The 21,196-nt window shown below is 70.9% G+C and carries 21 protein-coding genes; 12 read left to right on the top strand and 9 right to left on the bottom strand.

The annotated features are described in order from the left end of the window. Positions 1–118: 118 nt before the first annotated feature. The gene (locus tag ACWD4G_RS41060) at positions 119–2,215 is read right to left on the bottom strand and encodes a SpoIIE family protein phosphatase (RefSeq protein WP_451303008.1); all 2,097 of its coding nucleotides are present in this window, start codon (positions 2,213–2,215) and stop codon (positions 119–121) included. Positions 2,216–2,440: 225 nt separating this feature from the next. On the opposite strand from ACWD4G_RS41060, the gene ACWD4G_RS41065 reads away from it, so the two are divergent. Both ACWD4G_RS41065 and ACWD4G_RS41070 read left to right on the top strand, forming a co-directional pair. Next, positions 2,441–3,466, top strand: coding sequence for a S66 peptidase family protein (locus ACWD4G_RS41065; protein ID WP_451303010.1), 1,026 nt, complete (start codon positions 2,441–2,443; stop codon positions 3,464–3,466). Between the two features lie 165 nt (positions 3,467–3,631). Then, positions 3,632–4,279: a PadR family transcriptional regulator gene (locus ACWD4G_RS41070; RefSeq protein WP_451303012.1), complete on the top strand. Its 648-nt coding sequence runs from the start codon at positions 3,632–3,634 to the stop codon at positions 4,277–4,279. A 157-nt stretch (positions 4,280–4,436) separates the two neighbouring features. On the opposite strand, the gene ACWD4G_RS41075 is transcribed toward ACWD4G_RS41070, so the two are convergent. Further along, positions 4,437–4,865: a type II toxin-antitoxin system Rv0910 family toxin gene (locus ACWD4G_RS41075; protein WP_451303014.1), complete on the bottom strand. Its 429-nt coding sequence runs from the start codon at positions 4,863–4,865 to the stop codon at positions 4,437–4,439. A gap of 277 nt (positions 4,866–5,142) precedes the next feature. On the opposite strand from ACWD4G_RS41075, the gene ACWD4G_RS41080 reads away from it, so the two are divergent. After that, complete coding sequence (locus ACWD4G_RS41080) at positions 5,143–5,748, top strand: peptidase (protein ID WP_451303086.1); 606 nt, start codon at positions 5,143–5,145, stop codon at positions 5,746–5,748. 46 nt (positions 5,749–5,794) lie between these two features. Next, positions 5,795–6,802 (top strand): EamA family transporter, encoded by a 1,008-nt coding sequence (locus ACWD4G_RS41085; protein WP_451303016.1) that lies wholly within the window; start codon positions 5,795–5,797, stop codon positions 6,800–6,802. Positions 6,803–6,968: 166 nt separating this feature from the next. On the opposite strand, the gene ACWD4G_RS41090 is transcribed toward ACWD4G_RS41085, so the two are convergent. Together ACWD4G_RS41090 and ACWD4G_RS41095 are read right to left on the bottom strand one after the other, a co-directional pair. After that, positions 6,969–7,625 carry an FMN-binding negative transcriptional regulator gene (locus tag ACWD4G_RS41090; protein WP_451303018.1) on the bottom strand — a complete coding sequence of 219 codons (657 nt, stop codon included), beginning with the start codon at positions 7,623–7,625 and terminating at the stop codon, positions 6,969–6,971. Next, complete coding sequence (locus tag ACWD4G_RS41095) at positions 7,619–8,353, bottom strand: pyridoxamine 5'-phosphate oxidase family protein (RefSeq protein ID WP_451303020.1); 735 nt, start codon at positions 8,351–8,353, stop codon at positions 7,619–7,621. The genes ACWD4G_RS41090 and ACWD4G_RS41095 overlap by 7 nt, the downstream gene beginning before the upstream one ends. A 36-nt stretch (positions 8,354–8,389) precedes the next feature. Here ACWD4G_RS41095 and ACWD4G_RS41100 point away from each other — a divergent pair, with 36 nt between their 5' ends. Next, positions 8,390–9,727, top strand: coding sequence for an aminotransferase class I/II-fold pyridoxal phosphate-dependent enzyme (locus tag ACWD4G_RS41100; RefSeq protein ID WP_451303022.1), 1,338 nt, complete (start codon positions 8,390–8,392; stop codon positions 9,725–9,727). 96 nt (positions 9,728–9,823) lie between these two features. Here ACWD4G_RS41100 and ACWD4G_RS41105 read toward each other — a convergent pair whose 3' ends face one another. Beyond that, positions 9,824–10,777, bottom strand: coding sequence for a DMT family transporter (locus ACWD4G_RS41105; RefSeq protein WP_451303024.1), 954 nt, complete (start codon positions 10,775–10,777; stop codon positions 9,824–9,826). A gap of 73 nt (positions 10,778–10,850) precedes the next feature. On the opposite strand from ACWD4G_RS41105, the gene ACWD4G_RS41110 reads away from it, so the two are divergent. Further along, on the top strand, positions 10,851–11,756 hold the full coding sequence (locus ACWD4G_RS41110; RefSeq protein WP_451303088.1) for a LysR family transcriptional regulator: 906 nt from the start codon (positions 10,851–10,853) through the stop codon (positions 11,754–11,756). 145 nt (positions 11,757–11,901) lie between these two features. Here ACWD4G_RS41110 and ACWD4G_RS41115 read toward each other — a convergent pair whose 3' ends face one another. Next, positions 11,902–12,375, bottom strand: a complete 474-nt coding sequence (locus ACWD4G_RS41115) for a pyridoxamine 5'-phosphate oxidase family protein (protein ID WP_451303026.1) — start codon at positions 12,373–12,375, stop codon at positions 11,902–11,904. A 121-nt stretch (positions 12,376–12,496) separates the two neighbouring features. On the opposite strand from ACWD4G_RS41115, the gene ACWD4G_RS41120 reads away from it, so the two are divergent. Beyond that, on the top strand, positions 12,497–13,213 hold the full coding sequence (locus tag ACWD4G_RS41120) for a cysteine hydrolase (protein ID WP_451303028.1): 717 nt from the start codon (positions 12,497–12,499) through the stop codon (positions 13,211–13,213). Between the two features lie 6 nt (positions 13,214–13,219). Here the strand turns inward: ACWD4G_RS41120 and ACWD4G_RS41125 are convergent, their stop codons facing one another. From ACWD4G_RS41125 to ACWD4G_RS41135, 3 genes are all read right to left on the bottom strand, one after another. Next, positions 13,220–13,726, bottom strand: a complete 507-nt coding sequence (locus ACWD4G_RS41125; protein WP_451303030.1) for a Rieske (2Fe-2S) protein — start codon at positions 13,724–13,726, stop codon at positions 13,220–13,222. Positions 13,727–13,997: 271 nt separating this feature from the next. Beyond that, a complete protein-coding gene (locus tag ACWD4G_RS41130; RefSeq protein WP_451303032.1) occupies positions 13,998–15,227 on the bottom strand; it encodes an acyl-CoA dehydrogenase family protein in 1,230 nt (409 codons plus the stop codon). A 13-nt stretch (positions 15,228–15,240) separates the two neighbouring features. Further along, entirely contained in the window at positions 15,241–15,930 is a 690-nt protein-coding gene (locus tag ACWD4G_RS41135; protein WP_451303034.1) for a winged helix-turn-helix domain-containing protein, read from the bottom strand. A gap of 711 nt (positions 15,931–16,641) precedes the next feature. Here ACWD4G_RS41135 and ACWD4G_RS41140 point away from each other — a divergent pair. The 5 genes from ACWD4G_RS41140 (at position 16,642) to ACWD4G_RS41160 (ending at position 21,187) form a co-directional block, all read left to right on the top strand. Next, complete coding sequence (locus ACWD4G_RS41140; protein ID WP_451303036.1) at positions 16,642–17,790, top strand: LLM class flavin-dependent oxidoreductase; 1,149 nt, start codon at positions 16,642–16,644, stop codon at positions 17,788–17,790. Further along, positions 17,787–18,323 (top strand): GNAT family N-acetyltransferase, encoded by a 537-nt coding sequence (locus tag ACWD4G_RS41145; protein WP_451303038.1) that lies wholly within the window; start codon positions 17,787–17,789, stop codon positions 18,321–18,323. Before ACWD4G_RS41140 ends, ACWD4G_RS41145 begins: the two co-directional genes overlap by 4 nt. Positions 18,324–18,388: 65 nt before the next feature. Next, complete coding sequence (locus ACWD4G_RS41150; protein WP_451303090.1) at positions 18,389–19,378, top strand: amino acid ABC transporter permease; 990 nt, start codon at positions 18,389–18,391, stop codon at positions 19,376–19,378. Continuing rightward, positions 19,375–20,142 (top strand): amino acid ABC transporter ATP-binding protein, encoded by a 768-nt coding sequence (locus ACWD4G_RS41155; RefSeq protein ID WP_451303040.1) that lies wholly within the window; start codon positions 19,375–19,377, stop codon positions 20,140–20,142. Before ACWD4G_RS41150 ends, ACWD4G_RS41155 begins: the two co-directional genes overlap by 4 nt. 61 nt (positions 20,143–20,203) lie before the next feature. Next, on the top strand, positions 20,204–21,187 hold the full coding sequence (locus tag ACWD4G_RS41160) for an ABC transporter substrate-binding protein (protein WP_451303042.1): 984 nt from the start codon (positions 20,204–20,206) through the stop codon (positions 21,185–21,187). The last annotated feature ends 9 nt before the right edge of the window (positions 21,188–21,196 follow it).

Raw genomic sequence — 21,196 nt, forward strand, 5'->3', positions numbered from 1 at the left:
CCGTATCTCCCGGTGCTCGAAGGGCTCCCGGCGAGCCCTTGTCTTCTGCTGTCTTCTGCATGGGTGGACCGGGGGCGCTGTGAATAGTCATCGCCGTGTGGGGTTTTTCCGTCTTCGCTCAGTCGACGTGCAGCAGAAGCAGGGCGATGTCGTCTGTGTGGTGGTTGGCGTTGTGGGTGCGGTGGATGAGGCTGTTCGCGAGTTGGTGCAGGGGGAGGCGGCGTGCGGTGTCCAGGTGGTGGGCGAGGGCGGCGAGGGTGCGGGTGATGTCGGTGCCGGGGCTTTCCACGAGGCCGTCGGTGTAGAGGGCGAGGAGTGTGTTCGGGGGCAGGGGCAGGGTGGTGGGCGCGTAGCGGGGGGTTCCGATGCCGAGGCCGAGGGGCGGGCCGGGGCGGATCTCGACCGGGTGGGCCCTGCGGTCGGGTTGGCAGAGCAGCGGGGGCGGGTGGCCGGCGCTGGTGAGGGTCACCCGGTGGTCGGTCAGGTCGAGGTGGGCGTAGAGGCAGGTCACGAAGCGGCTGGCGTTGAGGTCGGCGAGGTCGCGGTTGGTGCGGGTGAGGACCTGGTCGGCGGTGGCTCCGGCCGTGGCGTGGGAGTGGACGGCCATCCGGACCTGGCCCATGAGGGCGGCCGCCGTCATGTCGTGGCCCTGTACGTCTCCGATGACCGCCGCCGCGGTGGTGTCGGTGAGACGGATGAGGTCGTAGAAGTCGCCGCCGATGTCCATGCCGTGGCTGGCGGGGAGATAGCGGGCCGCGACGTCGAGTCCCGTCAAGGTGGGCAGGGCGTGCGGCAGCAGCGTCTGCTGGAGGGCGTGGGCGAGGTTGTGCTTGGCGTCGTAGAGACGGGCGCGGTCCAGGGCCTGGGCGATCAGCGCGGCGAGCGGCGTCAGGATGGACCGCTCGGCGGCCGTGAAGGGATGCGGGTGGTCGTAGGCGAGGAGGAGACAGCCGATGGGGTGCCCCGAGCTGAGCAGGGGCAGGAACGCCCATGCGTACTTGTCGCTGATCTGCGGCGCCTTGGGATAGAGGCGGGCCATCTCGTCGCGGTCGGCGAAGAACGAGACGGCGCCGGTGGCCATGGCGCGGCCGGCCGGCGTCAGATCGGCGTCGGCGGGCAGACCGTCGAACCAGTCGATGACGGCGGGGTCGTAGCCGCGGTAACCGATGATCCGTATCCGGCCGGCGTCGGCGGTGGACATGATCATGCCGTGGGCGCCGAAGGCGGGCAGGATCTGGTCGGCGACGAGATCGACGACGTCCTGGACGCCGACGGTTTCGGTGAGTGCGGCGGCCAGGCCCATCAGCAGATGGATACGGCTGTCGGGCGGGGCACCGGCGGAGGCGGGCCGGGTGTCGAGGGGCCTGGGGGAGCGGTCGGGGGTGATGAGGACGCTGGTGCCGCTGTCGTCGGTGTGAAGACGCAGGTCGAGCCACTGGTCCGGTGGGCGCAGGACGCTCAGGGCGGCGGGCTCGCGACTGCTGAGAGCGGTGCGGTACGCGTCCATGTACGCGAGGTTGTCGAGCCACGGCAACGACTCCCACGGACGGGTGCCCATCAGCTGCTCCACCGGTAGGCCCAACAGGCGGCCGGCGGCGGAGTTCGCGAAGGTGACCCCTCCGCCGGGGTCGAGGGCGAGCGTGCCGACCGGAAGGCGTTCCACCAGGTCCGCCGCCGCGAGGCCGGACCGTGGTCCCGGGTCGCCGCGATGGGGGCGGACGAAGCGGGGCCGGTCCGGGATGACCGGAGGGAAGGCACCCGCGTTCAGTACGTCGGCGATACGCCGGGCGCCGGCCGCGATGTGCCCGCGCTCCTGATGGCTGAGCTGCGGGGAACGGTCGGGGGACCAGATCAGCAGCAGCGCGCCACGGCAGTGCCGGGCCTCCCGCAGCGGAACGACCGCGAACGCGATCCTGTACGGGATGCTCGCCGCCGCGCGCGGGTACACGCGGGCCAGCTCCTCCTGGGAACTTACCCAGATGAGCCGCTCGTCGCGTATCGCGTCCTGGGTCGGGCCGTGCAGGGCGAAAGAGGCTCGCCACCACGGTGTGAAGGCGTCGACGGGCAGGCCGCACAGGGCGATCAGACGGACCGCCGCTTCGGCCGGGTCCAGCAGATAGACGCACCCCGACCGGGCACCCGTGCGGCGCACGGCCGCCGCGAGGGCCTCATCGAGCGGATCGACCACACCCGGCCGCTCCGCGCCCCCGGTCATCCGGGGCAACACCCGACGCGCATACGCAGAACGCTAAGCCCGCCTGCGGAGGAGGGCATGTGGATCAGCGACGGCGGTGACGCGGGTCCGGGCACTGTGCGGGTGGATGCGCGTCTGGGCTCTGTGCGGGGACGCGCCCGCCTCGACTCGGGGGTCGGCCGGACCCGCTGGGCGTCGATCGGTATATGCGTAGCGTGTCGTCGCACGTGCCGGGATACTGCGTCGATGATCCGTTCCGCGCTGCCTCACCTGCTGCGACCTCGTGCCCTGAATCCTGGAGATCTCGTTGTCGTCGCATCGCTGTCCGGGCCGCTCCACGCCGCTCACGAGCCCGACCTCTCGCGGGCAGTGGTCGTGCTGGAGCGGATGGGATTCCGTGTGCGCCGGGCACCGCTCCTCGAAGCCGGGCGGCACCATTGGTGGAGCGCGGCTCGGCCGGCGGAGATCGCCGAGGAGTTCAACGGACTGCTCCGTGATCCCGAGGTGCGTGCGATCATCGCGCACGACGGCGGCCAGACGGCGCTCGGTTACCTCGACCTGATCGACTTCGAGGCGGTCACTGCCGACCCCAAGCCGATCCTCGGTTTCAGCGACATCTCACTGTTGCATCTGGTGTTTTACGCGCGCACGGGTCTGGTCGGCTTCCATACCGACCTGGCCACCCCTGGGCTCGGTGGGCACTGGCAGCGCGCGCCCGCAGCACACCAAGCGGAACTTGAGAAGCTCTACTCGACGCTGCTGACCGGTACGGTGCCGATCGGCGTGCTGCCGGCCACCCCGACGTGGGAATGCTGGCGCGCCGGTCGCACCGAAGGCCGCCTGATCGGCGGAGTGATCAACCGCATCGTGCTGGCGCAGGCGACGCCCTACGCGCTGCCGCTCGAATGGTTCGACGGCGCGGTGCTGTTCTGGGAGGAGGCGGGAGGCCAGGCAGCGCATGTGTGGAGCTATCTCCAGGTGCTGCGGCACTCCGGCATCCTCGATCGGATCTCCGGCATGGTCGTGGGCGTCCCGCACGCGATCGACGGACTCGGGGCGCCCGACGCGTCCCCGACCCTGGCCGAGATCGTCCTCGACGTCCTCGGCGACCGTGACATCCCGGTCCTGGGCAACGTCGAGTTCGGACACGCCGGCCCCAATCTGCCGATGCCGGTCGGCATCCGCGTCGCCCTGGACGCGGAGCAGCGGACCTTGTCGCTGCTCGAACCGGCGGTACGGCCGCACGCGCTGACGGGACCGCCGGTCGGCTGAGCGACGGGGATCAGCCGTCCCGGCCGGGGCAGCCAGGCAGGGCCGTCAGCAACTTCATCTAGTGAGGCAGGACAGCGGGGCAGGTGGCAGGGGGTTGTCATGCCAATCGTTCCGATATATCGTTGAGGCATCGCGATCGATCAACGATGGAATGGAGTGATGGCGATGCGTTCGCACGGACAGGACTATGGATTCGAGCGTGGGCATGGGCGGCGCGGCGGGGGGCACCCCCGTGGGCGGGTCGATGTCGAGGCGCTGCGTGCCGCCTTCGGGCCTTTCGGGCCGGGGCACGGTGGGCCCGGCGGTCCCGGTGGTTTCGGGCCCTTCGGTCCGGGCCCCTGGGGTGGGCGCGGTCGAGGGGGGCCCAGGGGAAGGGCGCGGCGGGGTGACGTACGCGCGTCGATCCTGGCCCTTCTCAAGGACCGGCCCATGCACGGCTACGAGATGATCCAGGAGATCGCCGAGCGCAGTGGCGGGACGTGGAAGCCCAGCCCCGGTTCGGTGTACCCCACCCTTCAACTGCTGGAGGACGAGGGGCTGATCGTCAGTGAGACCGAGGGCGGCAAGAAGCTGTTCTCCCTCACCGAGGCCGGTCGCACCGCGGCCGACGAGGGCTCCGACGCCCCCTGGGAAGAGGCCTCGCGCGGGGTCGACTGGGAGGCGCTGAGCGAGATCCGGACGGCCGGCTTCGGTCTGATGGAGGCGTTCGGCCAGGTCTGGAAGACCGGCAACAAGGACCAGCGCGACAAGGCGCTGACCGTGATCAACGAAGCCCGCAAGAAGCTGTACCTGATCCTCGCCGACGAGGACTGACCGTCGTTGAGGCGGGTGATCGAGGGCGACTAGCGGGTCGTAGAGCGTGGCAGGGTCCTCGTGGAGCGTGTCTCCGCGGGGGCTCTGCCGCGTTTCGGGCGCGCCCCCGGGTTCACGTCACTGGAAGTCGCGTTACTGGAACTCGCGTCACTCGGGCTCACGTCACCAGGGTGTTCAGCTTGCGCAGGGACTCGTTCAGGGCCGTTGCGGCGGAGTCCTTGAGCTTGGCCGACATCAGGGAGACGGCGGCACCGGTGAAGCGGCCGTCGATGCGGACCGTGGTGGTGCCGCCGTCCGGTGTGAGGGTGTAGCGGGTGGCGAGGTCGACGGCCATCGGGCCCTTGCCGCGGATCGCCAGGAGCCGGGCGGGTTCGAGTGCGTCGATGGTCCACTCGACCTCCGCCGGGAAGCCCATGAGCCTCATGTTCTCCTGGAACGTCCCGCCCACTTCCAGGCGCTCCGGCCCGCCCTTGGGAAAGCCGGTGTGGGTCGTGTTCCACTCGCCGTACGAGGACCAGTCGACGAGCCGCGCCCAGACCCGCTCCACGGGCGCCCCGATGCTCGCCTCCGCGCTGACGTCGGCCATGCGACAACCCCTTCGACTCGGACGGTGGTGTCGCGGAACGTAGCCGTGGGGCCCGGAACATTCAATACTGATGAGCCGTCAGAAAGGTTTGTGTGCCCCCGACCGGAGGCGTACGGGTCTCCTCCGTAGGGATGAGGCCGGAGTCGTCCGTACGCGTCTGTGGGGAAGGCGAAGATGGTTCCTTTCGTGGATGACCCGGGCCGGTGGGGCTGATGGGGTGGGGTGTGTGCTCCCGCGTATTCCTCGGCAGGTGGCCGTAGACCACGGCCAGAACCCCATGGAGTTCGAGGACAGGCTCACCGATGAGCTGTCCTCGGTGGTCGGGGGTGCGCGCAGACGGGCGCTGCGGGGCGGGGACCGGCAGATCGACACGGCCCATCTGCTGCACTCGCTCCTGGAGGCCGACCCCGAGGTCCGCGCGGTCTTCGACGCCCACCAGGTCGCCCGGCTGCTCGGCTATCTCGTGCAGCGCAGCATCGGCTACGGACTGCGCTGGCAGATCGGTGTCGAGGACGCCGGAGGGGTGCCGGGCCTGCCCGGTGCGCCGGGTTGGTCGCCGGTCGCGGTCCGGGCCATGACCCAGGCGTACGAGCGTGCCGTGCGGCGGGGCGAGGAGCGGGCCCGTGGCCTCGATCTGCTCGCCGCGATCCTGGCGGCGCCGGCCTCGCGGGCGGTGGAGGTGCTCGGCAGCGCGCGCGTCGCTACGGAGACGCTGGCCAGGCGGATCGCGGAGCCGGGGGGAAGGGGGGAGGGGGAGGGAGTGAGGCGGTCCGGTCGGTGGGGGGGCCGGTCGGTGAGACAGGGGGCGGTCGCCCCGCGGGTTCGGTCGGGGAGGGGCGGGACGTACCGGTCGTTCGAGCCGTTCAAGCCGCTCGACAGGTGAGACAGGAGTCATCGAGGGTGACGCTCCTGTCGTCGGGTGGCATCATGTGCCGGTGCACAGGTCTCAGGGGAGTCAGGGACGGCGTGGGCGCGGGGTCGGATTGGGGCTCGCGCTCGGGTCGGCGGTCGCCTTCGGTGGGTCGGGGGTGGCGGCCAAGCCACTGATCGAGGCGGGGCTCGATCCGCTGCACGTGGTGTGGTTGCGGGTCGGGGGCGCCGCGCTGGTGATGCTGCCGCTGGCCGTGCGCCATCGGGGGCTGGTGCGGCGGCGGCCCGCGCTGCTCGCCGGGTTCGGGCTGTTGGCCGTCGCCGGTGTGCAGGCCTTCTACTTCGCCTCCCTCTCCCGCATACCCGTCGGCGTCGCGCTGCTCATCGAGTACCTCGCGCCGGCGATCGTCCTCGGCTGGGTGCGGTTCGTGCAGGGCCGGCCGGTGACACGTGCCGCCGCCTTCGGGGTCGTGCTCGCGGTCGGTGGTCTCGCCTGTGTCGTGGAGGTGTGGGCCGGGCTGCGCTTCGACGCGCTGGGACTGCTGCTCGCGCTCGGGGCGGCCTGTTGCCAGGTCGGGTACTTCGTGCTGTCCGACCAGGGGAGCGAGTCGGGGGACGGGGCGCCCGATCCGCTCGGGGTGATCGCCTACGGGTTGCTCGTCGGCGCCGCTGTGCTGACGGTCGTGGCTCGGCCGTGGGGGATGGAGTGGGCCGTGCTGGCGGGGAGCGTGCGGATGGGGGACACTCCGGTCGCCGCCTGGGTGTTGCTCGCGTGGGTGGTGCTGATCGCCACGGTGCTGGCGTATGTCACCGGGGTGGTCTCCGTACGGCGGTTGTCTCCGCAGGTGGCCGGGGTCGTGGCGTGTCTTGAGGCGGTTGTGGCGACCGCGCTCGCGTGGGTGTTGCTCGGGGAGCATCTGTCTGCGCCTCAGGTTTTGGGTGGGGCGGTGGTGTTGGTGGGGGCGTTTGTCGCGCAGCGGGGTCGGCCGACGAAAGATGTGGCGGCGGATGTCGTGGCCGGACGGCGGGTGCCTGAGGCCGAGTTGTCGGTGGGCACTAGCCGATGAGCGCCGTTGGGGGGCTTGTGGGGTGCGGGCTGCGGGTCCGTTGTGGCTGGTCGCGCCCACGCGGCGGAGCCGCACATCGATACAGCCCCGCGCCCCTTTGGGGCCTGCGGCCCCGTAGGGGCGCCGATGCGAGGCTCTGCTGAACTGCCGACCGTCGGAAGGGTCGTCATGCCGCCGGTGGCCAGAAGCCGCGCCTGCTGAGCTGGTGTTGCCGGGCCGCCTCGTCGTGTGGGCCGCTCCTCGCCGCGAGGTTCGCCGCTATGCGGTCCTGGACCTCCTCCGGGCGGTGGGCCGCGTACTTGAACTTGGCTCGTACGGACGTCACTTCGAGGCGCAGGCCGCGTATGCCCGGGAGTATGCGCGCGAACGGGGTGCCGTCCGTGGTCACCTCGGCCGAGCCGCCCTCCGGCTGGAAGTGGGCGACCTGGTGGTTGAGGAGAGCCGCCTTCTCGGTCGGGTCGTCGACCGTGTGGGCCACACAGTGGAGTTGGACGGCGGCGTAGAAGCTGGTCGGGGTGCCGTGTTCGGGTGGGGCGTCGGGCGGTGCCTGCCAGGGGCCGGGGACGAAGACGTAGTCGTCGACGACGCTCAGGACCACCGAGGGGTCGGCCTCCAGGGCGGGCCACAGCGGGTTGGGGCGGGCCAGATGGGTCAGGACCGTGCTGTGTTCGCCGGTGGCGGGGTCGTAGACGAAGTGCAGGGGCTGGACATGGGGCGGGGTGCCCGGCAGGCCGTTGACGGCGAGTTGGCCGAAGTCGTGGGTCGCGAGCCAGCGCCGCCATTCGGTGTCGTCGCGGGGCGCGTCCCAGGGGTGGATCAGCATGTGAGGGCCTTGAGGTAGTCGGGGAGCTCGGTGCCGGGTGCCAGGTCCGGGTCCGGTACGGGGGTCTCGTAGCCCTTGCGGAGGGGGACCACGCCGGCCCAGTGCGGGAGGGAGAGGTCCTCGGGCTCGTCATTGACGCCGCCGGTACGGGTCTTGGCGGAGACCTCGTTCAGGTCGAGGCGGATCACCGCGGTGGCGGCGAACTCCTTGCGGTTGGCGGGCCGGGAGTCCTGTGAGCGGCCCGGCACGACATGGTCGACCAGGGCGTCGAGAGCGATCCGCCGCTCCTCGGGGTCGGTGACGTCATGGGCGGTGCCGTGCACGACCACCGAGCGGTAGTTGATCGAGTGGTGGAAGCCGGAGCGGGCCAGGATCAGCGCGTCGACATGGGTGACCGTCAGACAGACCGGCAGCCCCGGGTCGGCCTGGCCCGTCATCCGCAGCGGACGCGAACCCGTCGAACCGTGCACGTACAGCGTCTCGCCGACCCGGCCGTAGAGCGTCGGCAGCACCACCGGGGCGCCGTCACGGACGAAGCCGAGGTGGCAGACGTATCCCTCGTCGAGGATCGCGTGCACCAACTCCTTGTCGTACGACGCCTTCTGCGGGGCCCGGGTGGGGACCGTGCGGTCGGTGGGGGTGTAGGCGGCGGGAGGCGATATCACTTCTTGGGGCGGTTCGGTCTGGTGGGTCTGCTGAATCCGTCGGCTCTGCTGGGGCCCCGTCATTTGCCTGCTCCATTGTACTAGTGCATAATCTGCTTTGTGCTAGGAGAATATCCGATCTTGGGGCGGCGTGCATCGGAGATTGCCGCCAGCGTTGAGCGGGCGGTGGGCTCGGGAGAGCTGGAGCCGGGGCAACTGCTGCCCCCCATGCGGGAGTTGGCGGGTCGGCTGGGGGTGAATCCCAATACGGTCGCGGCCGCCTATCGCACGCTGCGCGAGCGCGGGGTCATCGAGACCGCCGGGCGGCGGGGAAGCCGGGTGCGGCCCAGGCCCGCCACCACCGGGCGCGAGGCCATCCGGGTCGAGGTGCCGGAAGGGGTGCGCGACCTCGCCGACGGCAACCCCGACCCGGCGCTGCTGCCGTCCCTCGCCGAGGCGTTCGCCGCCGCCGCGGAGCAGGCCGACCGCGCACCGGTGCTGTACGGGGCGGGGCCGGTGGACCCGGAGTTGGCCCGGATCGCGCGCCAGGAACTGGACGCCGACGGTGTGCCGGACGGGCCCGTCGCCGTCCACTCCGGATCGCTGGACGCCATCGAGCGCGTACTCGCCGTCCATCTGAAACCCGGGGACGCCGTGGCCGTCGAGGACCCCGGCTGGGGCAGCATGCTCGACCTGGTCCCGGCGCTCGGCCTGCGCGTCGTCCCCGTCCGTGTCGACGACGAGGGGCCGCTCCCCGGCGACGTACGACGGGCACTGGAGTCCGGGGCGCGCGCCCTCGTCGTCACCGACCGCGTGCAGAACCCGACCGGGGCGGCGCTGACCGCCTCACGCGCGCGTGCCCTGCGATCGGTGCTCGCCGAGTACCCCGAGACCCTGCTCATCGAGGACGACCACGGCTATCGCATCATCGACCGGCCCCTGCACCCGCTGGCCGGAGTCACCCGCCACTGGGCGTTCGTACGGTCGGTCGCCAAGGCGTACGGTCCCGATCTGCGGCTCGCCGTCCTCACCGGGGACCCCGTCACCCTCGACCGGGTCCGGGGGCGGCAGCGGCTGGGGCCGGGCTGGGTGAGCCGGTTGCTGCAGCGGGCCGTCGTCCGGCTGTGGACCGGTGACGCCGTGGACGCGCGGGTCGTGGCGGCGGCGTACGGGAGGAAGCGGCAGGCGTTGCTCGACGCGCTCGCCGAGCGTGGGGTGCGGGGGCACGGGGTCAGCGGTATGCATGTCTGGGTGCCCGTGCCGGACGAGACCGGGGCCGTCGCCCGGCTGCTGCACGCCGGTTGGGCCGTGGCACCCGGCGCCCGCTTCCGGATCGACGCCCCGCAGGGCATCCGGATCACCGTCTCCTCCCTCGCCGAGGACGAGATCGACGGCCTGGCGGACGCGGTGGCCTCGGCCGTCGGGCCGGTTGCGGCGGACGGTTACGGTCATACGTGACGGTCGGACGGTTGCGGTCACGCGTGACGGTCGGACGGTCACGGCTACGTGTGACGGCTGGACGGCTACGTGGTGCGTGACGGCTGGACGGTTACGTCATGCGCGGCGATCGGACAGGCGCCGCGCCTGTGGCTTGGCCTGGGTCAGGGCCGCGCCCGCCAGGACGATCGCCGCGCCGACCGGGGTCGACCATGTCAGACGCTCGCCGAGGAGGGCGACGCCCGCGGCCGTGGCGATCACCGGGATGAAGTACGTGACCATCTGGGCCGTCGTCGGGCCGACCTCGGAGACCAGGCCGTACTGGACGAGCATGGCGACGCCCGTGCCGAGCGCGCCCAGCGCGATCACCGCCAGCAGCGGCAGCACCGGGAAACCGCTCGGGAGAGTGGTGAACAGCGGGGTCACCAGGGCCAGTTGGGCGGTCGCCAGCAGGAGTTGGGCGCCAGTCAGGGAGAGCGGGGAGTGGGCGTTCCCGGCCAGGGTGCGGCGGACGTAGATCCAGCCGATCGGGTAGCTGAGCGAGGCCAGCAGCGCCATCGCGGTCCCCTTGGCGTCCAGTCCGTGGAAGCCCTGCCAGGCGCCCAGGACCGTGAGGACACCGAGGAAGCCGAGGCCGAGTCCGGCCACCCGCATCCGGGTCGGGCGGTCCTCCGAGAGTGCGACCAGGGAGAGGGCCATGCCCCACAGCGGCGAGGTCGCGTTGCAGATGCCGGCCAGCGTGGACGGGATCGTCAGCTCCGCGTAGGCGAAGAGCGAGAACGGCAGCGCGTTGAGGAGGAAGGCGGCCACCGTCAGATGCCCCCAGGTGCGGGCGCCGCGCGGCAGTCGCTCCCGCTTCACCGCCATCGCCGCCGCGAGCACGGCGGTGCCGAAGAGCAGCCGGCCGAAGGTGACCTGGAAGGGCGCGTACGCCTGCGTGCCGACCTTGATCAGGAGGAAGCTGAAGCCCCAGATCAGGGAGAGAAAGGCGAAACGCAGGCGCCAGTCGACGGTCCTGCGGCGGGCTTCGGGGGTGTGGGCGGGGGCTCGGGAGGCGGCGACCGTGGTCATGGCGCAACGATCCCCGCCCCGATCTCGTAGTACAAGCGAGATTTGTTGAGTGGAACCTCGTAGCATGGCTTACATGTTGAATCTGGAGCGCCTGCGCACCCTCGATGCCCTCGCCCGGCACGGCTCGGTCAGCGCGGCGGCCGAGGGGCTGCATGTCACGACCTCGGCCGTGTCGCAGCAACTGGCCAAGCTGGAGCGGGAGGTGGGGCAGCGGCTGCTCGCCAAGAACGGGCGGGGGGTGCGGCTCACCGACGCGGGGCGGCTGCTCGCCGATCATGCCGCGCGCATCCTGTCCCAGGTGGAGCTGGCCCAGTCCGATCTGGAGGCGCAGCGCGGGCAGGTCGTCGGTGAGCTGCGGCTCGCCGCGTTCTCCACGGCCGTACGGGGGCTGTTCCCGGCCGTCCTCCGCACCCTGCGGGACGAGCATCCGGCACTGCGGGTGCGGTCGCGGGAGCTGGAGCCCGAACTGGCGATCGGCGCGGTGATCCGGGGCGATGCCGATCTCGCCGTCGTGCTCGACTGGTACAACAAGCCGCTGCCCGTGCCCGAGGGGCTTGCCCGGGCTGCCATCCTCGATGACCCCGTGGAGGTGGCGCTGCCCGAGGGGCATGCCCTGGCCGAGCGCGACGAGATCGATCTGCAGGAACTGGCGGACGAGCCGTGGGTGGCCTGGCCCGAGGGCGCGTTCTGCCACGAATGGCTGCTCTACACCCTGCGCGGCAACGGCATCGAGCCCCGCATCGCCCACCGCGCCGGTGAACACCACACCCAACTCGCCCTGGTCGCCGCCGGGTTGGGCGTCTGCATCGCGCCCCGACTCGGCCGCGACCCGATGCCGGCCGGAGTACGCACCGTGCCGGTACGCCACCGCGTCCACCGCAGCGTCTACGCCGTCTGGCGGGCCGACGCCGACCGACGACCGTCGATCAGGGCGGCCGTGCGGGCATTGGCGTCGGCGGGGGACGCGTGCCGGGGGTAGCGACTGGGTTGGGACCGAGGGCCGAGGGCCGCTGGTACCGGCCGGTGGCCCGGTACCGGCCGGTGGGCTGGGTACTGGCGGCCGGTGGCCCGGTACCAGCCGGTGGTCTGGTTCCGGCCAGGAGGCGGCGGTCGTTACTCGGGCATTAGCGGCCCAGCGACCCCAGCTTTCGGAAGTCCCATGACGTGACCGTCTCCGGTGTCAGACGGAGCCAGGCGTGGCGGCCGTCGTGGGGCATCTCGTCGACGGCGAAGTTCTTGCGGGCGAACAGCCGCTCCACCTCGACGAGTTCGGGATTCGGCTCGCCGGTACGGGGAGCCTCGCCCACCACCTCAACGGTGCCGGACAGCTCGACACCGTGCAGTTCGCCGTACTCCTCCCCGGCGTCGACTACCACGGCGACGCGCGGGTCGCGGCGCAGGGCCGCCCAGCGCTTGCTGCGGGTGATCGAGTACAGCCACAGCGAGGTGCCGTCCCAGACGTACCAGAGCGGGCTGACATGAGGGGAGCCGTCCGCGGAGACGGTCGCGACCCGGCAGGTCCGCTGGGCGCCGAGGAATTCGTCCAGCTCACCGGGCTCCATCATGATCTTCCGGCCCCGGCGCTGAGTGACGGCCATGGTTTTCCCCTCCGCTGACATGGGTCGGAGACGTGGCGTCCGATGAGCATGGACAGTCTTCCGTCCACATGCAAGGGGCGTTACGCTCACCCGCCCCGACCACCGGCGACAAGGGGACGCCATGCCGTCGTACGAGCGTGGGGCGAGGCCGTACGGGAGTGAGGGGCCGGACACTGGTGAGGCGCGGGAGGCGAAGCGGCGGCGGGAGTTGGCCGGGCTGCTCGAACCCGGTGCGACCGTTCTGCTCACCGTCGAATGCCAGCGAGGTGTCGTCGGACCGGAGAGCGCGCTGCCCGAACTGGCCGCCGAGGCACGGTCGTCGGGGGCGCTCGGCAATGTGGCCCTGCTGGTCGCGGCGGCGCACGAGCGCGGGGTGCAGGTCGTGCACGCCGTCGCCGAGCGGCGGCCCGACGGGCGGGGTTCGAACGAGAACGCCCGCCTCTTCCACGCCGCCGCGCGGCTCCCCGTACGGCAGTTGACGGGCACTTCGGCGGTACGGGTCGCGCCGCCCATCGAGGTCGCCGACGAGGACCTGGTCGTCCGACGGCTGCACGGGCTGTCCCCGCTGGCCGGTACCGATGTCGACGCGCTGCTGCGCAACCTCGGCTGTCGCACGCTGATCGTCACCGGGGTCTCGGCCAATGTGGCCGTGCCGAACGCGGTGTTCGACGCGGTGAACCTCGGCTACCGGGTCGTCGTGCCCGGGGACGCCATCGCGGGGGTGCCTGCCGACTACACCCCCGCGATGATCCGCCACACCCTCGCGTTGGTCGCCACGGTCGCGACCACGGACGAGGTGCTGGGCTGTCTCAAAGAGCCCGGGCGGTCGAACGGTTGAGCAGCGTCACGCGAGCATGATCGACTCGCCGTCGACGGTGACCTGCTTCTCGGGGAGCGCCTTGGTCGCCGGGCCGCTCTTCACGCTGCCGTCGGTGACCGAGAAGTTGCTGTTGTGACAGGGGCAGTTGATCACGCCGTCGGCGATCGACTTCACCGCGCAGCCCTGATGGGTGCAGGTGGCGGAGAACGCCTTGTAGGTGCCGGCCGTCGGCTGGGTGACGACGACGCCCTCGCTCTCGAAGACCTTGCCGCCGCCCTCGGGGATGTCGGACGTCTTGGCGATCTCGGTGCCGCCGGAGCCGGACGCGCTGTCGTCGCCGCCCGCGCTGCCGCTGCCGGCGTCGGCGTTCGCGTCGCTGCCCGCCTGGGTGTCCGACGAGCCGGACGAGTCCGAGGAGTCGTCCCCCGACCCGCACGCGGTCAGCGCGACGGCGAGCCCCGCCACACCGGCCGCCGTGACGACGGTACGGCGAGCCGGTTCCACCGCGGTTTTGATCGTTTTGCTGGTCATGCCGACGATTCCTTCCGATTTTCCTTTGCACCTTCGCCCATGAATACGCGCCGTCGGGCGCGGACACTCATGGCTCCCGCTGAACGGCCCGGCACAGGGCCGGTCGGTGTTTGAACATTCAGCAGAGTGCACATCTTGGCCCGCCGGACATCACGAGCGCGTCAAGTGCAGCTGTCGTAATGCTGTCGGTCGGCGTGGAACAGCGGATCGGTGGGCGTGGACAGCGGATCGGTGGGCGTGATCGCCGGGCCGGGCGCCGCCGCCTCGCGAGTCAGGTGGGCAGGGCGAACGGCGGGTGGGTGCCGTTGAGGTAGTAGTCGCCGACGTCGCGGAGGCGATGGGTGAGGGGCTCGTACAGCGTGTGGGTCCGGGTGTTGCGCCAGAAGCGGTCGAAGCCCAGGCGTGCGGAGGCGGAGCGGGCGCCGATGATGTCGAGGGCGCGGGTGGTGGACTCCTGCGCCGCCCTGGACGCGGCGGCTTCGGCCATGGCGACGAGGGTAGAGATGTCCGCGTACTCGTCATAGGTGAGGTCCTCGCCGAGTGCCAGCGCGTCCCGCACGGCGGCCACCGCTTGGTCGGCGAGCGCGGACGCGGAGCGGGTGAGCACGGTGAGTTCGCCGTACGCGGTCAGCGCCTGCGGGTCGTGGGCGGTGCCGACCGGCCAGGCGGGGTGCCGGGGCGTGTGGCCCGGCCTGCTGTACTCACGGGCTTCGGCCAGCACCCCTTCGGCCATGCCGAGGAGGAACTGGACGGAGACGAGATGACCGACCGGCGATGCCAGGGCGGCCCGGGGCGACAGCAAGTCCTCGTCCGCCGACAGGGACCCGAGTACGTCGTCGCCGCTCACCGCGACACCGTCGAACTCCACGCTGCCGCCGGCCGCGAGCCGCTGGCCGAAGGTGTCGGTGTCGCCGTCGATCCGAACGCCGCGACGGGCGGGATCTATGACGACGGCGAGTGGTTCACCCGTGCTCTCCCGTACGGCGCGCACGGCGAGGCGGTCGGCGACCAGGACGCCGGTCGTGTAGCTCTGCCGACCGTCGAGGACCAGGCCGTGGGAGGCCCTGGTCAGCCTCAGCGGCGGCTCCCGATGGGCGAAACCGCCGCCCCAGCACCACTGTTCGGCCGCCGACCGCTCCTCGATCCGTGCGGCGGGAGCGGGCCCGGCGAAGAACCGGGCGCTCCACGACAGGAAGTAGTGACAGCCGAGCAGTTGACCGATCGCGCCGTCGGCCGCGGCGATCTCCCGGACGACGGCGTAGGCCGTGGGCCAGCCCGCGCCGCCTCCCGCGGAGTCGGCCGGCACGAGGAGCGTCAGCAGCCCGGCTTCGCGCAGCCGGGACACTTCGTCGACCGGGGCCTTGCCCGCCTGCTCCCTGGCCACCGTGTCCGTGGCCAGGTCGTCCGCCGCCTCGCGGGCCACGCGCAGCCAGTGCGCGTCGCCGGGCCCGGTGGGGCCGGACGGCGAGGCGGGGCCGGAGGGCGCGCAGGCAGGGCCCATGGACGTGGTCTCCTCAAGGTCGGCCGCAGAGCGCGGCGTTGGGGCTCTCCCGCCGGTCGGGCACGTACTTGTAGCCCACGCGCCGAACGGTGACGATCCGGTGCCGGTGGGCCTCGCCCAGCTTGCGGCGCAGTCGGGCGATGTGGACATCCACGGTGCGGCCGTCGCCGATGTGGTCGTAGCCCCAGACGGCGGTCACCAGCCGATCGCGCGAATGCACGTGGTCGGGATGCAGTACGAGATGCGCCAGCAGCTCGAACTCCAGGTAGGTGAGGTCGAGTTCGCGTCCGTCCACCTCGGCGACATGGCGGGCGGGGTCGACGCGGATGGCGTCGGTGTGGGCGGTGTCGGCGCGGATGGCGTCGGCGCGGCTTGCCTCGGCGGGGACGGTGTCGAGGTGGACGGCCTCGATGGGGGCGGCTTCGCTGGGGGCGGCCTCGATGGGGGCGGCTTCGTCCGCCGTCTGCCGGACGCGGATCGAGTCCGTCGTGACGACCGGTCGGATCTCGGGCCGTGGCCTGTCCTTGACGAAGAGTTCGGTGAGATCGGTGCCTTCGGGGACGAGCACGAGATAGCCGACGAGCGGCGCGGATGCGTGTCCCTCGGCGGCGCTCCGCGCGCTGTCGCCCACCAGACGGAGATGGCGTGCGTCGGAGAGCGGCTGATCGTGTGGAGTGGCCTGAGCCGGAAGTGCCGTGGTCATGGCGGTTGTCCCTCGGAAGTGTGGCGGACCATCAGACGCAGGGGGTGAATTCGTCGGAGCGTCGGAGGGTCTGATCGCCTGGGAAAGGTGAGCGGAGCGGCACGGGCGGATGAAGGAGCCCTGTGCCTTACGCGTGACAGCAGGCGGCGCTGACGACGTGACCAAAGTCGACATGCCGACGACGAACGAGTCGTTGCTGTGTACGGGACATGTTCACCATGCTGCGTGTCTCCGCTCGGCACCGTCAAGATTTCCCTAGTAATCCGGTAGGGAAAGTGGGGAAGGTCTCACTGTGCCCGGGCGCGGCTTGACGAACGGCATGGCGTACTGCTCAATTGACCGCATGAATGCCCAGCAGCGCTTGGTCTCGCGCGACCACATCGACTTCGGTCGGGTGTGGTCCGCCGCGTGTTGCGCCTGACTCGGCAGCGGGCCGTCTGACCGGCCCTTCCCTCCCTCGGTGAACCCCGTCGCGGGCCGAGTTGTCTCTCCATGCGCGCTGCCGAAAACCGCACTGTTTCTCCCGACGTCCAACGCCTGACGTCCGACGCCTGACGTCCGACGCCTGACGTCCGACGCCTGACGCCTGACGCCCGACGTCGTCACTTCTGCACCGGCCCGTCGTCTCGCTGACGGACCGTCAAACACGCCTCCACACAAGGCCATTCCGTCATGCCTGTGTGCGGTCGCTCTCGAAAGGCAGCCACTCCCATGCCCGTGGAATTCCTCGGCATCGCCGCCACCAACGACGGCTCCGAAACCACCCCGCGCTCCGGCGCGGCCTTCGACAAGGAGTACACGCTCCGGCTCGCCCGGGCGCACGAGGACCACGGCTGGGACCGGGTGCTGTTCGCCTACGGCTCCGGATCGCCGGACCCCGCACCGGCCGCCGCGTACATCGCGAGCCACCTGGACCGCCTCCAGATCCTGCTGGCCCACCGGCCCAACGTCTCGTACCCCACCTTCGCCGCCAAGACCTTCGCCACCCTCGACCGGATCAGCGAGGGCCGGCTGACGGTGCACTTCATCACCGGCGGCAACGACCGCGAGCAGGGCCGCGAGGGCGACACCCTCACCAAGGACGAGCGCTACGCCCGTACCCGCGAGTACATCCGGATCGTGAAGAAGATCTGGACCACCCACGAGTCCTTCGACCACGAGGGCGAGCACTACCGCTTCCACGACTTCGTCAGCGATGTCTTCCCGGTCCAACAGCCCCGTCCGAACGTGTCGTTCGGCGGCTCGTCGCCCGCCGCGTACGCCGCCGGGGGCGCCGAGGCCGACATCTACTGCCTGTGGGGCGAGCCCCTCGCGAAGACGGCCGAGCAGATCGAGAACGTCAAGGCCGCCGCGAAGGCCGCGGGCCGCACCGATGTGCCCCGTATACAGGTCGCCTTCCGCCCGATCATCGCCCCGACCGAGGAACTGGCCTGGGAGAAGGCGCATCGCACGGTCGGCGCGATCAAGGCCCGCAAGGACCGGGGCGAGGCGATCACCAAGCGCCACAACGGGCACGCCCAGCCCCAGAACGCCGGCTCGCAGCGTCTCCTCGCCATCGCCGAGGCGGGAGAGCGCTACGACCGCGCCCTGTGGACCCCGACCGCCGCCGCGACCGGCGGCGCGGGCAACTCCAACGCCCTGGTCGGCACTCCGGAGACGGTCGCCCGGGCGCTGCTCGACTACTACGACCTCGGCGTCGACATCCTCTCCGCGCGCGGCTACGACCTGCTGGGCGACGCCATCGACTTCGGCCGGTACGTGATCCCGATCGTCCGCGAGGAGGTCGCCAAGCGCGACGCGGAGCGGGATGCCAAGCAGGGCGCACACGGTCTTCAGGACCTCGCGGCGGTGAACCGATGACGTCCCTCGCCCAACCACCGTCATCCACAGCCGAGTTGACGGTCATTCAAGTCCCCGTCTCCGACCCACGCGTGAGACCCCTGCTGCGCGAACTCGGCGACGAGTACTCCAAGCGCTACGGCAAGGACGCGCACAGCGAGATCTCCCGCTACCCCGACGAGGAGTTCACGGAACCGTACGGCGGTCTGCTCCTGCTCTTGCTGGAACGCGGCGAGCCCGTGGCCGGCGGTGCCTTCCGCCGCTACGACGCGGCCACCGCCGAACTCAAGCGGATCTGGACCCACTCCGCCCACCGCCGCCGCGGTCTCGCGCGCCGTGTCATCGCCGAGCTGGAGCGTGAGGCGGGCGCACGCGGCTACCGGCGGATCTTCCTGAGCACCGGGTCACGCCAGCCCGAGGCCCGCGGCCTCTACCTGGCCACCGGCTACACACCGCTGTTCGACACGGAGGCCGACCCGGAGACCATCGGCCGACTGCCGTTCGAGAAGCACCTCGCGCCGCGGGAACCCGTGGGAAAGGCGGCCGAGCTGTGAACGTCAACGGCATCAGACCACGCCCGCGCACCGCAGCCCTCCTGCCCGCCGCCGCGCCGACCGGCGTGGACTCCTCGGGCGACGGCCCGGGGACCCCGCCCGCGAAGGACGACCCGGCCTCGCTCAAGGTCGTCCCGGCCCGCCACTACGCCCGGTGGGTGGCGGCCGTCGCCGTGATCGTGCTGGTCACCCAGTTCACGCACGGCCTGGCCACCAACCCCGTATGGGAGTGGAACGTCTTCTTCGACTACGTCTTCTCGGAGACGATCGTCGAGGCGATCGGCGTCACCCTCCAACTCACCGCCTACGCCACGGTGCTGGGCTTCCTCCTGGGGACGGTGCTGGCCTTCATGCGGCTGTCGCGCAGCCCGGTGCTGCGGACCGTCGCCTGGTCCTACATCTGGATCTTCCGGTCCATCCCGATGATCGTCCAGCTGGTGTTCTGGTTCAATCTCAGCGCCCTGTACGACTCGTTGGGCGTCGGTATCCCCTTCGGCCCGGTGTTCTGGTCCGTCGACAGCAACAGCCTGATCGGCACCATGGGGGCGGCGATCATCGGGCTGTCGCTGCATCAGGCCGCGTACGCTGCCGAGATCGTCCGGGGCGGAGTCATCGCCGTCGACCACGGACAGCTGGAGGCCGCCGCAGCGCTGGGCATCCCCCGGCTCAGACAGATCCGCCGGATCGTGCTGCCCCAGGCCATGCGCGCCATTCTGCCCACGGCCGGCAACGAGATCATCGGCCTGCTCAAGGGCACCTCGGTGGTCTACGTCATGGCGATCGGCGAGCTGTTCTACCAGGTGCAGGTCATCTACAACCGCACCGGCCGGGTGATCCCGATGCTGATGGTCGCCACCGCCTGGTACGTCGTCCTCACCTCGCTGCTGTCCATCGCTCAGTACTACGTGGAGCGGCGTTACGCCCGAGGCGCCGACCGCACCCCGCCGCCCACCCCCGTCCAGCGCGCCCGGCGCTTCCTACGCGATCTCCGGGCGGCGGCGGCCCGGGGTAACCAGCCCGTCGTACCCCTCAAGTCCCTGGGAGAAAGCCGATGAGCAGCGAGGTGATGGTGGACGTCCACGGCGTCCACAAGAGCTTCGGCCCCCTTGAGGTGCTGCGCGGCGTCGACCTCAAGGTCCGGGCCGGCGAGGTCACCGTGATCCTCGGCCCGTCCGGCTCCGGCAAGTCCACGCTGCTGCGCACTATCAACCACCTGGAGAAGGTCAACAGCGGCTGGATCAGCATCGACGGCGAACTCATCGGCTACCGCCGCTCCGGGAACAAGCTGCACGAGCTGAAGGAGAAGGACGTCCTGAAGCAGCGGACCCACATCGGGTTCGTCTTCCAGAACTTCAACCTCTTCCCCCATCTGACGGCCCTGGAGAACCTGGTCGAGGCCCCGGTCTCCGCGCTGCGCCGCCCGCGCAAGGAGGCCGAGGAGACCGCCCGCCGGCTCCTCGACCGGGTCGGCCTCGCCGACAAGGCCGACGCCTATCCGCGCCAGCTCTCCGGCGGCCAGCAGCAGCGCGTGGCCATCGCCCGCGCACTCGCCCTCGAACCCAAGGTGCTGCTCTTCGACGAGCCCACCTCGGCACTCGACCCGGAGCTGGTCGGCGAAGTCCTCGACGTCATCAAGGACTTGGCCAGTACCGGAACCACCATGATCGTCGTCACCCACGAGATCGGCTTCGCCCGCGAGGTCGCCGACACCGTGGTGTTCATGGACGGCGGAGTCGTCGTGGAGCAGGGGCCGCCCGCGGCCGTCCTGGACGCCCCACGGCACGAGCGCACCCGCGCCTTCCTCTCCAAGGTCCTCTGACCACTCCTCACCCCATCCCCCTCTTCCCTTCCCTCCCCTTCCCTCTGCAAGGAGTACCGCCGTGTCCCACCACCTCGTCCGCCGATCCACCGCAGTCGCGCTGGGACTCGCCTCCGCCCTCGTCCTCGCCGCCTGCGGCAACCCCTCGGACGGCGGAACCACCGAGGTCGCGGACACGACCGGCACGAAGACGAAGATCAACCTGACCCCGGACCAGAACCGCGTCACCACCGACAAGGTCGACTCCATCGCCGCCGAGGTCCCGGACGCGATCCGCGAGAGAGGCACGCTGGAGATCGTCCACTCCTCCGGTTCATCGGCGCCGCTGACCTTCTATGCCACCGACAACAAGACGTTCATCGGCGTCGAACCCGACATCGCCCACCTCGTCGCCGATGTGCTCGGCCTCAAGCCGCACCTCAACCCGGTCTCCTGGGAGAACATCTTCGTCGGCCTCGACAGCGCCAAGTACGACGTCGGCTTCAGCAACATCACCGTCACCGAGGAACGCAAGGAAAAGTACGACTTCGCCACCTACCGCGAGGACAACCTGGGCTTCGAGGCGAAGAAGGGCAGCGGCCTGAAGATCAGCGGGCCCGAGGACGTGGCAGGGAAGACGGTGGCCGTCGGCAGCGGCACCAACCAGGAGAAGCTGCTGATCGAGTGGAGCGAGGAGAACGAGAAGGCCGGCCGCAAGCCGGTGGACATCAAGTACTACCAGAACGACAGCGACACCTACCTCGCCCTCCAGTCCGGCCGCATCGACCTCTACCTCGGCCCCAACCCGACCGCCGCCTACCATGCGGCCACCACCGGAAAGACCGAGGTCGTCGGCACGTACTCCGGTGCGGGCGCCACCCTCCAGGGCCTTATCGCGGCGACCACGAAGAAGGACAGCGGACTGGCCAAGCCGCTCGCCGACGCGCTCAACCACGTCATCGAGAACGGCACGTATGCGAAGGTGCTCGCGCGCTGGGGCCTGTCCGACGAGGCCGTGACCAAGTCGGAGATCAACCCGCCGGGTCTGCCGAAGAGCAACCAGTAGCCGAACCGG

The sequence above is a fragment of the Streptomyces sp. NPDC002643 genome (assembly GCF_053592555.1).

Coding starts and splice junctions, on each gene's coding strand:
- ACWD4G_RS41105 (WP_451303024.1), bottom strand. CDS start 10,777: ATGACCACGGTCGCCGCCTCCCGAGCCCCCGCCCACACCCCCGAAGCC.
- ACWD4G_RS41090 (WP_451303018.1), bottom strand. CDS start 7,625: ATGCTGATCCACCCCTGGGACGCGCCCCGCGACGACACCGAATGGCGG.
- ACWD4G_RS41130 (WP_451303032.1), bottom strand. CDS start 15,227: ATGGGCCCTGCCTGCGCGCCCTCCGGCCCCGCCTCGCCGTCCGGCCCC.
- ACWD4G_RS41110 (WP_451303088.1), top strand. CDS start 10,851: ATGTTGAATCTGGAGCGCCTGCGCACCCTCGATGCCCTCGCCCGGCAC.
- ACWD4G_RS41075 (WP_451303014.1), bottom strand. CDS start 4,865: ATGGCCGACGTCAGCGCGGAGGCGAGCATCGGGGCGCCCGTGGAGCGG.
- ACWD4G_RS41060 (WP_451303008.1), bottom strand. CDS start 2,215: ATGACCGGGGGCGCGGAGCGGCCGGGTGTGGTCGATCCGCTCGATGAG.
- ACWD4G_RS41065 (WP_451303010.1), top strand. CDS start 2,441: ATGATCCGTTCCGCGCTGCCTCACCTGCTGCGACCTCGTGCCCTGAAT.
- ACWD4G_RS41155 (WP_451303040.1), top strand. CDS start 19,375: ATGAGCAGCGAGGTGATGGTGGACGTCCACGGCGTCCACAAGAGCTTC.
- ACWD4G_RS41070 (WP_451303012.1), top strand. CDS start 3,632: ATGCGTTCGCACGGACAGGACTATGGATTCGAGCGTGGGCATGGGCGG.
- ACWD4G_RS41115 (WP_451303026.1), bottom strand. CDS start 12,375: ATGGCCGTCACTCAGCGCCGGGGCCGGAAGATCATGATGGAGCCCGGT.
- ACWD4G_RS41125 (WP_451303030.1), bottom strand. CDS start 13,726: ATGACCAGCAAAACGATCAAAACCGCGGTGGAACCGGCTCGCCGTACC.
- ACWD4G_RS41135 (WP_451303034.1), bottom strand. CDS start 15,930: ATGACCACGGCACTTCCGGCTCAGGCCACTCCACACGATCAGCCGCTC.
- ACWD4G_RS41120 (WP_451303028.1), top strand. CDS start 12,497: ATGCCGTCGTACGAGCGTGGGGCGAGGCCGTACGGGAGTGAGGGGCCG.
- ACWD4G_RS41140 (WP_451303036.1), top strand. CDS start 16,642: ATGCCCGTGGAATTCCTCGGCATCGCCGCCACCAACGACGGCTCCGAA.
- ACWD4G_RS41080 (WP_451303086.1), top strand. CDS start 5,143: ATGGAGTTCGAGGACAGGCTCACCGATGAGCTGTCCTCGGTGGTCGGG.
- ACWD4G_RS41145 (WP_451303038.1), top strand. CDS start 17,787: ATGACGTCCCTCGCCCAACCACCGTCATCCACAGCCGAGTTGACGGTC.
- ACWD4G_RS41095 (WP_451303020.1), bottom strand. CDS start 8,353: ATGACGGGGCCCCAGCAGAGCCGACGGATTCAGCAGACCCACCAGACC.